The organism is Trueperella sp. (assembly GCF_043424875.1).
Taxonomy (GTDB): Bacteria; Actinomycetota; Actinomycetes; order Actinomycetales; family Actinomycetaceae; genus Trueperella.
In genome coordinates this window covers 1-11262 of record NZ_JBHWPL010000012.1, presented here as the reverse complement: position 1 = coordinate 11262, position 11262 = coordinate 1, and the positions used below count along the sequence as shown (strand labels likewise).

General features: G+C 63.3%; 10 protein-coding genes and 1 tRNA gene. 6 read left to right on the top strand and 5 right to left on the bottom strand.

What is annotated here, in order from left to right:
- Positions 1-699: 699 nt before the first annotated feature.
- Positions 700-1770, top strand: coding sequence for a hypothetical protein (locus ACHFFR_RS00730; RefSeq protein WP_394262353.1), 1071 nt, complete (start codon positions 700-702; stop codon positions 1768-1770).
- 589 nt (positions 1771-2359) lie between these two features.
- On the opposite strand, the gene leuD is transcribed toward ACHFFR_RS00730, so the two are convergent.
- Positions 2360-3016, bottom strand: coding sequence for a 3-isopropylmalate dehydratase small subunit (gene leuD, locus ACHFFR_RS00725; protein ID WP_394262352.1), 657 nt, complete (start codon positions 3014-3016; stop codon positions 2360-2362).
- A gap of 12 nt (positions 3017-3028) precedes the next feature.
- Positions 3029-4435 (bottom strand): 3-isopropylmalate dehydratase large subunit, encoded by a 1407-nt coding sequence (leuC, locus tag ACHFFR_RS00720; protein ID WP_394262351.1) that lies wholly within the window; start codon positions 4433-4435, stop codon positions 3029-3031.
- A 71-nt stretch (positions 4436-4506) separates the two neighbouring features.
- Between leuC and ACHFFR_RS00715 the strand changes: the two genes are divergently transcribed.
- The 3 genes from ACHFFR_RS00715 to ACHFFR_RS00705 are packed head-to-tail and all read left to right on the top strand — an operon-like array spanning position 4507 to position 7233.
- Positions 4507-5235 carry an IclR family transcriptional regulator gene (locus tag ACHFFR_RS00715; RefSeq protein ID WP_394262350.1) on the top strand — a complete coding sequence of 243 codons (729 nt, stop codon included), beginning with the start codon at positions 4507-4509 and terminating at the stop codon, positions 5233-5235.
- Between the two features lie 43 nt (positions 5236-5278).
- Entirely contained in the window at positions 5279-6424 is a 1146-nt protein-coding gene (locus ACHFFR_RS00710; RefSeq protein WP_394262349.1) for a glycosyltransferase family 4 protein, read from the top strand.
- Positions 6421-7233, top strand: coding sequence for an LD-carboxypeptidase (locus ACHFFR_RS00705; protein WP_394262348.1), 813 nt, complete (start codon positions 6421-6423; stop codon positions 7231-7233). The genes ACHFFR_RS00710 and ACHFFR_RS00705 overlap by 4 nt, the downstream gene beginning before the upstream one ends.
- A gap of 42 nt (positions 7234-7275) precedes the next feature.
- Here ACHFFR_RS00705 and ACHFFR_RS00700 read toward each other — a convergent pair whose 3' ends face one another.
- Both ACHFFR_RS00700 and ACHFFR_RS00695 read right to left on the bottom strand, forming a co-directional pair.
- On the bottom strand, positions 7276-7509 hold the full coding sequence (locus ACHFFR_RS00700) for a hypothetical protein (protein WP_394262347.1): 234 nt from the start codon (positions 7507-7509) through the stop codon (positions 7276-7278).
- A 17-nt stretch (positions 7510-7526) separates the two neighbouring features.
- Positions 7527-8456, bottom strand: a complete 930-nt coding sequence (locus tag ACHFFR_RS00695) for a GRP family sugar transporter (protein ID WP_394262346.1) — start codon at positions 8454-8456, stop codon at positions 7527-7529.
- 149 nt (positions 8457-8605) lie between these two features.
- Here ACHFFR_RS00695 and ACHFFR_RS00690 point away from each other — a divergent pair, with 149 nt between their 5' ends.
- Positions 8606-10627, top strand: a complete 2022-nt coding sequence (locus tag ACHFFR_RS00690) for a M3 family metallopeptidase (RefSeq protein ID WP_394262345.1) — start codon at positions 8606-8608, stop codon at positions 10625-10627.
- Positions 10628-10649: 22 nt separating this feature from the next.
- Positions 10650-11042 carry an ankyrin repeat domain-containing protein gene (locus ACHFFR_RS00685; RefSeq protein WP_394262344.1) on the top strand — a complete coding sequence of 131 codons (393 nt, stop codon included), beginning with the start codon at positions 10650-10652 and terminating at the stop codon, positions 11040-11042.
- A 65-nt stretch (positions 11043-11107) separates the two neighbouring features.
- Here the strand turns inward: ACHFFR_RS00685 and ACHFFR_RS00680 are convergent.
- A tRNA-Glu gene (locus ACHFFR_RS00680) sits at positions 11108-11180 on the bottom strand.
- Positions 11181-11262 lie beyond the last annotated feature (82 nt).

Sequence of the window (11262 nt, the reverse complement as noted above, 5' to 3'; positions counted from 1 at the left end):
GTCGTCCCATCCACCGCGCCCGCTTCAGGCGGCGTACCATTCGGGTTCATTTCCCCTCGGCGGAGCACCAAACGGAGAAGGGCGTACCAAACGAGGGGGCCACGAACCCATTTGGTACGCCGCCTAGCTTGCGCTAACCCATTAAGTACGCCGCCCAGCCCCAGCTAACCCATTAGGTACGCCGCCCAGCTCCAGCTAACCCACTCAGCACGCCGCCCAGCTCCAGCTAACCCATTAGGTACGCCGCCTACCGAGCTTGCGCCCAAAGAAAACCCACGTTCGGCGCCAAAGCCGCAATGACGACGTCGATCGCTCAGCTTCCGTCTAATTCGGCGAGGGCACACGCCACCCGGCGTACCATTCGGGCTCCTTTCAGCTCGGCGGAGCACCAAACGGAGAAGGGCGTACCATTCGAGGGGGCCACGAACCCATTAAGTACGCCGCCCAGCCCCAGCTAACCCATTTGGTACGTCGCCTACCGAGCTTGCGCCCAAAGAAAACCCACGTTTGGCGGCAAAGCCGCAATGACGACGTCGATCGCTCAGCTTCCGTCTAATTCGGCGGGGCACGTGCCACCGTCTTGGCCAAGTCCATCCAAAACCATGCAAACTTTTATCCACAGGCGGCGGGCCGTCGTCGTGATCCACAATTGGCGTTCCTCGCGCACACCGCTTCCGAAAAATATGCGGAAATAGATCCATGGCAGATAGGCGAACAATCGAAAAAATCCAGCGCAAGCAACTGGAAACTGGGGACAACTCAGTCAAGCTCCTTTCCAGTGCCCCGCCGGAGTTCTCGCCCGATCAGCTGGAAGTTCACGCGGCGCGCAGGGGACGGAAGCTGGCGGAGATTCGGGCGCGGAGTTCAACGCGGCGCAAGGACGAGAAGAATCTCAACACGAAGGCATTTTGGCGGGCTCGCTCCGAGACGGGGTACACGAAGGTAGCGCGGGGGTACGCGGCGTTGACTGAGGATGAAGCTGGTCGCCAACGGGAACAATGGATGAAGCAGAATGACCACCATCTGCACGTGATCGACTATCTGTCTCACCGGCGTTCAAACACGGCGATTGCGGATATTTCGGCGGCAATCGTGTGGGGCATACCGATTATTGGAGTCCCGCCGGACGTCGTGCGGCGTGTCTCGCTGGGGAATATAAGCACTCGGCGAACCCGTCATCAGCGAACGAGAAGAACTGCCGTGCCGCCCGAGGTTGTGACGATCGGTCACGTGACGGTGACGTCTATTGAACAGACAATTGTTGATATTGCCTGCGAAAATGGCTGCGAGGCGGCGCTCATCGCGGCCGACTTCGCGCTTCACAATCAGCTCACATCGGTCGAGCGGATCACGGAGCTTGCATCCCGGCAAGGGCCGCGACCAGGCATCAACAATATTCGTAGCGTTCTTGCTGTTGCGGATGGGCGGGTGGAGTCGCCGGCCGAATCTCGAATGAGGTGGCGTTTCCATGTGGCCGGGTTCGCGGTTCCGGAGCCGCAGGTCATTGTGATTGCGCAGGGCAAGGTGTACCGGGTCGACGGTTACGACGCCACATCCCGCACCATCTACGAAGCCGATGGCAAGTACAAGTACGCGCTGCATGAGAACGGCCAAGTTCAAGCGTTCTTTGATGAGCGCAACCGCGATGCGACGCTTCGCTCCCTCGGTTTCACGGTGCTTCGCGTTCAATTCAGCGACGTCGTGGATTCCGCTCGCTTTGAAGCCTGGCTTGGGCGGTACTCCATCGCGCCTACGCGGGCTGCGGCGTGATCTGGTGGCGGGCGGCGTACCAAATGGGTTGGCTGGGGCCGGGCGGCGTACCTAATGGGTTCGCGACCCCCTCGAATGGTACGCCCTCCTCCGTTTGGTGCTCCGCCGAGGATAAATGAACCCGAATAGTACGCCGGGTGGCGCGTGTCCCCACCGAATTAGACGGAAGCCGGGCGATCGACGTCGTCATCGCGGCTTTCGCGTAGAACTCGGGCGTTCTTTGCACGCCAGCTCGGTAGGCGGCGTACCTAATGGGTCGACTGGGCAAGGCGGCGTACCTAATGGGTTGACCGGGGCTAGGCGGCGTACCTAATGGGTTCGCGACCCCCTCGAATGGTACGCCCTCCTCCGTTTGGTGCTCCGCCGAGGATAAATGAACCCGAATGGTACGCCGGATAGCAGACTGGGCGCGCACAAGAGGGGACGTGACGCGTTGCCACGTCCCCTCGTGCGAGTTGGGCCTATCTGATCGGTGCTATACCGCCGATTGGGGTTTGCCGATCGAGGCTGGCGACGGCGTCTCGAGGCTGACCAAATCTGACCAAATCTGACCAAATCTGACCAAGCGTTGCCTCGCCGCCGATTGGGCTTAGCCGAGCGGAGCCTCTTCGTCGATCGGGCGGGCCGACTCGACGCGCTCCTCGCCCGCCGTCTTCGCGGGCAGGGTCTTGGGCTTGTAGCCCGGGCGGTTCTGCTCGAACTCGGTGATGAGCTCTTCGTCGCGAAGGGTCAGGCCGATGTCATCGAGGCCTTCCATGAGCATCCAGCGCGTGTAGTCGTCGATGTTGAACGAGCAGGTGAAGCCCCCGGCAACAACCTGACGATTCTCAAGATCTACGGTCACCTCGGTTCCCGGCTCATTCTCAAGAATCTTCCACAGCTGCTCGATGTCCTCCTGCGCAACAACGCCGGCCACGAGCCCTTGCTTGCCCGCATTCCCGCGGAAAATGTCCGCAAAGCGCGGCGCGAGCACGGCCTTGAAACCGTAATCATTGAGCGCCCACACAGCGTGCTCACGCGAGGAACCCGTGCCAAAATCCGGCCCGGCAACAAGCACGGACCCGCGCTTGTACTCGTCCTGATTCAGCACGAAATCCGGATCCTTGCGCCACGCGTAGAACAGCGCATCTTCGAAGCCGGTACGCGACACGCGCTTCAGGAACACTGCGGGGATGATCTGATCGGTATCCACGTTCGAGCGGCGCAGCGGAACGCCAACACCCGTGTGCTTAATAAACTTTTCCATCTTTCTTCTCCCCTAGTTCTCGAGATCGGCCGGCGTGGACAGCGTGCCGCGAATGGCGGTGGCAGCAGCGACGAGCGGCGACACGAGGTGGGTGCGCCCGCCCTTGCCCTGGCGGCCTTCGAAGTTACGGTTGGAGGTCGACGCCGCCCGCTCGCCTGGCGAGAGCTGGTCCGGGTTCATACCCAAACACATGGAGCAGCCGGCATTGCGCCACTCGGCACCAAATTCGAGGAACACCTGATCAAGGCCCTCTTCTTCGGCCTGGAGCCGTACGCGAGCCGAGCCGGGAACGACCATGACGCGCACGCCGTCGGCCTTCTTCTTGCCCTTGATGATGTTGACGACGTTGCGAAGATCCTCGATGCGGCCGTTCGTGCACGATCCGATAAAGACGGTGTCGACGGCGATATCCTTCATCTTCGTGCCGGGCGCCAGATCCATGTACTCGAGTGCGCGCTCAGCGGCGGTGCGGTTGGTTTCGTCGCCCATGTCGGCGGGATCCGGGACCTCGCCGGAGATCGGGATGCCCTGGCCGGGGTTGGTTCCCCACGTGACGAACGGTTCGAGATCATCGGCGTTGAGGTCAACTTCGGCGTCGAAGACGGCGTCGTCGTCGGTGCGAAGCGTCTTCCAGTATTCGACGGCGGCCTCCCACTCCTCGCCCTCGGGAGCGTGTGGGCGGCCCTTGATGTACTCGAACGTCGTCTCGTCGGGTGCGATCATGCCCGCGCGCGCACCGGCTTCGATCGACATGTTGCAGATCGTCATGCGCCCCTCCATCGAGAGGTTGCGGATCGCCTCGCCGCGGTATTCGAGCACGTAGCCCGCGCCGCCATTCGTGCCGATCTTCGCGATGATCGCGAGGATGATGTCCTTGGCCGTGGTCCCCGGCTTGAGCGTGCCGTTGACGTTAATGGCCATCGTCTTGAACGGCGCAACAGGCAGGGTCTGCGTGGCGAGCACGTGCTCAACCTGCGAGGTTCCGATGCCGAACGCGAGCGCGCCGAAAGCGCCGTGCGTCGAGGTATGCGAATCGCCACAGACGATCGTCATGCCGGGCTGGGTGATGCCCAGCTGCGGGCCGACGACGTGGACGATTCCCTGATCGGCGTCGCCGAGCGAGTGCAAGCGAATGCCGAAGTCCTCAGCATTCTTGCGCAGGGTGTCGATCTGCGTGCGCGAGGTCGGGTCGGCAATCGGGAGGTCGATGTTGAGGGTCGGGGTGTTGTGATCCTCGGTCGCGATCGTCAGATCGGGCCGGCGCACCGGCCGCCCAGCCTGGCGAAGGCCCTCAAACGCCTGCGGGCTCGTTACTTCGTGGACGAGCTGTAGGTCAATGTAAAGGAGGTCGGGCGCGCCATTGTCACCGCGCTTGACGATATGGTCGTGCCATACCTTTTCTGCCAATGTTCCACTCATGTGTCCTACCTTTATTGACGGGTTGTTGTGCCGCGCTTGCATCTCACGGAATGAGATGAGAATATCAACGCATGGACAATCGTAGCGGAAGTGGCGTCGGAGTTCTAGACAAAGCCACATTAGTTTTGAGCGCACTCGAAGCGGGCCCACTGACCTTGGCCCAGCTCGTCAATGCAACCCACCTCGCGCGCCCGACCGCCCACCGGCTCGCCGTGGCGCTCGAGTTTCACCGATTCGTTGCGCGCGACATGCAGGGCCGCTTCACCCTCGGCCCCCGCCTGTCCGAGCTCGCCTCGGCCGCAGGTGAGGATCGTCTCCTCGCCGCCGCCAACCCGGTTCTCATCGCCCTTCGCGACCACACGGGCGAGTCCGCCCAGCTCTATCGCCGGCAAAACGACCAGCGCGTGTGCGTGGCCGCGGCCGACAGGTCGATGGGGCTGCGCGATTCTATTCCCGTCGGCGCCACGCTCTCGATGCACGCGGGCTCCGGCGCGCAGGTCCTCCTCGCGTGGGAAGAGCCAGACAAGCTTCACCGCGGCCTGCACGGCGCGGAGTTCACCGCCACCATTCTTTCTGCGGTACGACGCCGTGGCTGGGCTCAGTCGATCGGCGAGCGCGAGCCTGGGGTCGCCTCGATTTCGGCGCCGGTTCGTGGTCCTTCGGGTCGCGTCATCGCAGCCGTGTCGATCTCCGGTCCGGTCGAGCGCATGGGCCGCCAGCCCGGGCGCCAGCACGCGGCCGCCGTCGTGACTGCTGCGAATCGGCTCACGGAAGTCCTCAAGCGCACGGACCACTCCTAGCGCACCGATTCCCAGCAGCGCGTAAACCCGTAGACTGGGACGCATGCGCAAGACTCTTCTCGTCACCAACGATTTCCCGCCTCGCGCGGGCGGCATCCAGACGTTCCTCGAGGGATTCGTCGGTGAGCTCGATCCTCACCAGCTCATCGTTTACGCCTCGACCCCGCCGGACTCGGACACCGCTGCCGGCTCGCAGCTCGCCGCCGATTACGACGCGGCTCAGCCCTACGACGTCGTCCGCTATCCCGGGACGATGATGCTGCCCACGCCCGAGGTGAAGAGGCAGATGCAGCGCATCATCCGCGACCACGACGTGAAGAACATCTGGTTCGGAGCCGCCGCACCGCTTGGCCTGCTGGCGAACGCGGCGCGCGAGGCCGGCGCCGATCGCGTCATCTCCACCACGCACGGCCACGAGATCGGCTGGTCGATGATCCCGGGAGCCCGCCAAATCCTCGAGAAGGTCTTCCGCGACGCCGACATCGTCACCTACCTCACGCAGGCAACCCTCAAGCGCCTGAAGCCATTCATCGGCGAGACCGAAATCATGCAGCTTCACGGCGCGATCACCCCCGAGCAGTTCGCATTTAATCCCGCCGCCCGCGAGAACCTGCGCAAGCGCTACGGTCTGGGCGACGCGCCCGTCGTCGTCTGCATTTCTCGCCTGGTCGAGCGCAAGGGGCAAGACCGGCTCATTGAGGCGTGGCCATCCGTCGTCGCGAACTATCCGGACGCGATTCTTGTGATCGTCGGCAAGGGACCCTACGGCGAAACCCTCAAGGCGATGGCGGCGGCCTCCCCCGTCGCCTCGTCCATCGTGTTCACCGGCGAGGTGCCCTACGCCGAGCTTGCCGCCCACTATTCGCTCGGCGACGTGTTCGCCATGCCCGCCCGCACACGCGGCGGCGGCCTCGACATCGAGGGGCTCGGCATCGTCTACCTCGAGGCGTATGCGGCGGGCCTGCCCGTCGTCGCCGGTGATTCTGGCGGCGCGCCCGAGGCGGTGAAGAACGGCGAGACCGGCCTCGTCGTCAACGGAAACTACGTGCCGGCGGTTGCGGCCGCGGTGAACTATTTCCTCAGGGACCCCGAGCGCACGAAGGCGATGGGCGAGGCCGGCAGGCGCTGGGTGGACGAGCAGTGGCGATGGTCCGACGTGGCAAAGCCGCTGGTCGAGGTGCTTTCATGACGATCGCCCTCGCGGGGTGCTCCAATCCCCCACACACCTGGTTGCGCGACTCCCTCGGCGCCTTCCGGGAGGTTCTCGAATCGGCGGGCTACCCGCTCGACACCCGCATGATCGAGCGCTTCGACGGTCACGAGCAACGCACGCGATCGGCGCGCATCTGGCGGATTTCGCCGCACGCGCGGGCGGATCTTCTCAATGAGTTGTATGCCGACGACGACGTCCGCGCGATTTTCGACGTGACCGGCGGCGATCTTGCCAACGAGGTTCTCGATCTCATCGACTGGGAGCTCGTGCGGGCAAACCCGAAGCCGTTCGCGGGATTCTCGGATCTGTCCACGATCGTCAACGCGATTCCGGCGATGACGGGCCAGCAGGCCGTGCTGTGGAATCCGCAGACGATCACCGTGCGCGGGGCGGGCGACGTCGCCGCCATCCTGTCAAGCGAGCCGATCCGGCCACTTTCCCGCGGGGAGCACGATCTTCCCGACGTGCCGATCGTCGGCGGAAACATCCGGTGCTTCGCAAAACTCGCGGGCACGCGCTACTGGCCCGACTCCGCGGGCAGGCTCGTGCTCCTCGAGGCGCTCGGCCCCGGGTTGGAAGCGAGCGCGTCCTACATGGAACAGATGCGCCAGCTGGGGCTATTCGACGGCGCGGCCGGGCTCTTGCTTGGTCAGTTCACCTCCATTGACGGCGACGACGACCGCAAGGCTCTCGTGGACGCGGCGAGGGAGATCACCAGCCTCGACATCTGGGAAGTGCCGGAGATCGGCCACTCGCGCGACACCGCGCCGGTCACGATCGGCTAACGGAAACGGTCCTGCGCCCGATTCAGTTCCTCCGCCACCGCGCTAGGCCAAGCCAGAAGATTTCGGGAGGCGCTCAACAACTCGGGTCCAGTCCGCTTCCTTCACGCGCTTCTGGCCGAGAATTTCCTTGAGCCACTCCTCCTTGCCCTTGTAGAGCTGGTTCGGCAGAACATAGGCCGGCGCGTTGCGCGTCGGCCTCACCTCGAGCGATCCGAGCTCTGCGGAGTCCACCACGCGCACGCCGGACCGCAAGGCAACCTCATGCGGTATTGACACCGATCCGACTATTCAGCTCACGTAAGGGTCTTGGTGTATCCAATGATTGCTGCGCCCACGAGCACAAGAATAACCCCCGCAATCGACGCCCGTAGCTCGGCGGGAGTTTTACGCTCCTGAAGCCAAACGATACCGCCAAACACCGAGATGACAACGCCTACTTGCGAAAGGGTGAATCCAGTGGCCACACCAACGCGCTGATTGGCAATTTGCATGAGCATCACGCCGATCCCGAACATCACACCCGGAACCAGCAGTTTCGCGAGTGTTGTATTAGCCAGTGGCTTATCATCGCGCATGAATGCGGCAACGAAGAGTGCCCCTACGCTCATCCCAAGTGCCAGCGGGAAAATGAACTCGGTGTAGCTGATGTCTTCCCAACGTAGCCACACCATGTATCCGCACAGGAAGAAAGCCGAGACGACGTTGATGGCCAGCCCTTTGCGAATCATTGCCCTGTCCACAACTTTCGCGGACGCGCCCGCGACACCCGCATTCGGCTCATCGGCATCAAGCGTGCCACTGCCGGCCTCCCGCTCACTGAAGCTAGTTAGCGCGATTCCGGACATAATGATCGCCATCGCGCCCACGCCCAGAAGGGTCGCCCGCGGGGTTGCCCACTCGTTGAAGAGCAACACGCCAGCTAGGCCCGTGATGATAATCTGCAATCCCGTGGAAATCGGCATCGTGCGTGAGACTCCCACGACGCGGAAAGAATACAGTTGCATCGCTATCCCGATCGCGCACGTGATGCCACCGAGGAAGGGGACGAGGAACGACGTCGTCGTCCAAGCTGGCGATAAGAATGGCACAGCAATTCCCGCCACGACGAGCGCTCCCAGCATTTCGCCGAGCGTCTGTTGGCGCACGGTACCGCCGATTTTCGCGAGCATGATACCGAGCGGCCCGAGAAAGAGCGAAGGTAGAAGAGCAAAGAGAATATCCATAACCATCTTTCATGGCGCGGCTGGACGTGTGATGCGGGACCTCACCAATATACGCCTGAACAGGAGGGTGAGCATCTTCCGGTGTTCACAGTGCAGGCCCCGCAGTTTTCAGGTGGGGATTGAGCGCGCACATCCGTATCATGGACGCCATGACAACAAACCCTTTGCTAACCGAGTCCACGCTCCCCTACCGCGTCCCCGATTGGACCGCGATTAAGCCGGAGCACATTGTCCCCGCCGCCAAGGAATTGATGGCGCGCCAGCGGGAGGTATGGGAGAAGGTTGCGGCGAATACCGAGCCGGCGACCGCTGAGAACACCGTGCACGTTCTAGAAGATGCGGGCCGGGAGGCATCGCTCGCGCTGAACGCGGCGTTCACGCTCATGTCCTCGATCGGCGGCGACGAGCTCGACGCCGCACAAGCCGAGGTATATCCGCTCCTGACCGAGCACGACAACGCCTACCGCCTCGACAAGCGGATCTACGACCGCTTCGCAGCCATCGATCTCGACTCGCTCGACCCCGAAACACGCCGCTACGTCGAGGAAGAGCTGAGGGAGTTCAAGCGCTCGGGCATCGAGCTCAACGACGACGACAAGGCGCGGCTGCGCGAATTGGACGCCGAGCTGTCCGGGCTCGAGGTGGAGTTCCGCCAACGCGTGACCACGGCGATGGACGACAACGCCGCTGTGTTCGACAGCGAGGATGAACTCGCGGGATTGTCGGCCGACCAGCTCGAGAGCGCGCGGCAGGAGGATGGCACCTACCGGTTCCCGCTCGACAACTTCACGAACCAGACCCTTCAGGTGGATCTCGATCAGCCCGAGGCGCGCGAAAAGGTGCTCGAGGCCTCGCTCTCACGTGGGCTCGGCGCTCACGACACCTCGGACACCCGCGAGATTGTGCTGAAGATTGCCAAGCTGCGCGCGCAGCGTGCAGAGCTGCTTGGATACCCGTACCACGCGCAGGCTGTGGCCGAAGCGGGCATGGCCAAGGATTCGCAGGCAATCGTGGATCTGCTGGGCACGGTGGCGCCGAAGGCGGTGGCGGCAGTGGAGCGAGATCGCGTCAAGCTCGAGGAGCTCGCAAGCGCCGACGGCGTCGAGCTTGGCCGAGCTGACTACACCTACTATCAGGAAAAGCTCCGCGGCGAACTGGGCCTCAATGACAACGCTCTCAAGCCGTACCTGAAGCTCGAGAACGTCGTGGAAAAGGGCATCTTCTTCGCGGCCGAGAAGCTCTTTGGCATCACGTTCAAGCCGCGCGAGGACATCGCCGGTTACGTGCCGACGATGAAGACGTGGGAAGTTCTCGACGCCGACGGCGAAGGCATTGGCCTGTTCCAAGGCGATTACTACCGACGTACCGGCAAGTCGGGCGGCGCGTGGATGAACGCGGCCGTGGTCGGCTCCGCTCGGGACGGCAACAAGCCCGTCATCCTCAACAACTGCAATTTCGCCGAGCCGAAGGACGGCGAGTCGACGCTCCTGACATGGGATCACGTGATCACCGTCTTCCACGAGTTCGGCCACGCCCTACACGGTTTGCTGACGACCACCGAGTACCGCTCCCTCGCCGGCACCGCGGTTCCGCGCGACTTCGTGGAGCTGCCCTCCCAGCTGTTTGAGATGTGGGCGTACCATCCGCAGGTCATGGCGAACTACGCCGTTCACCACGAGACTGGCGAGCCGTTGCCGGCCGAGCTTGCCGAGAAGCTGACGGCAGCCTCGACCTTTGGTCAAGCGTTTGACACCACCGAGTTCCTGGCCGCCGCGCTTGTTGATCAGGCCTGGCACCGCCTGGGTTCGGAAGAGATTCCCGAGGACGTTGAGCAGTTCGAGGCCACGGCACTGCGCGAGTTCGAGATCGCGCACGAACTCGTTCCCCCGCGCTACCGCTCGGCCTACTTCGCGCACACCTTCGGCGGCGGTTACGACGCCGGCTACTACTCGTACATGTGGGCCGAGGTTCTCGTGGGCGACCTCGAAAACTGGTTCCGCACCGAAGCGGCCAAGGATGGCGACGGCGGCCTGAACCGCGAGGCCGGAGAGCGGTACCGCGCCGAACTCCTTGCCCGCGGAAATGCGCGCGATCCGATGGAATCCTTCGTTGCTGTGCGCGGCCGCGAGCCACGCGCCGAGGCGCTCCTCGAGCGCCGGGGACTCGCCTAGAGGTTCACGCTAGGGTTAACACATGACGAATCCACACGAGAACATTCCAGACGGTTCAGATCCCGCCGAGCTTGCCAATTGGCTATTCGACCTCGCCCGCGCGGGCGAGTCGGATCGCCTCGCGGCATACATTGATGCCGGCGCCCCGATCGACATGCGCAACCAGAACGGCGACACGCTCATCATGCTCGCGGCCTATAACGGCCACGAGGAGACCGTGCGCGCATTGCTCGAGCGCGGCGCAGATCCGAACATCACCAACGAGCGAGGCCAGGCCCCGCTCGCGGGCGCGGTCTTCAAGAAGGAAAACGCCGTCATTGCCGCACTCATCGAAGGTGGCGCCGACCTTGACCACGGAACGCCCTCGGCCCGTGACACGGCCGCGATGTTCGGCGTCGACCTTCCAGGCGTCTAAGCCACGCGCTTCGCCGCATTGGAACAGCAAAGAGGCCCCCGGATTTCTCCGGGGGCCTCATCTTGTACCCCGTACCGGATTTGAACCGGTGTTACCGCCGTGAGAGGGCGACGTCCTAGGCCGCTAGACGACCGGGGCCTATTTCGCGGAAAACCGCAACGATCTTTCGACCGTTCAACGATCAATCGACCGTCTTGCTGGGGTACCAGGACTCGACAAA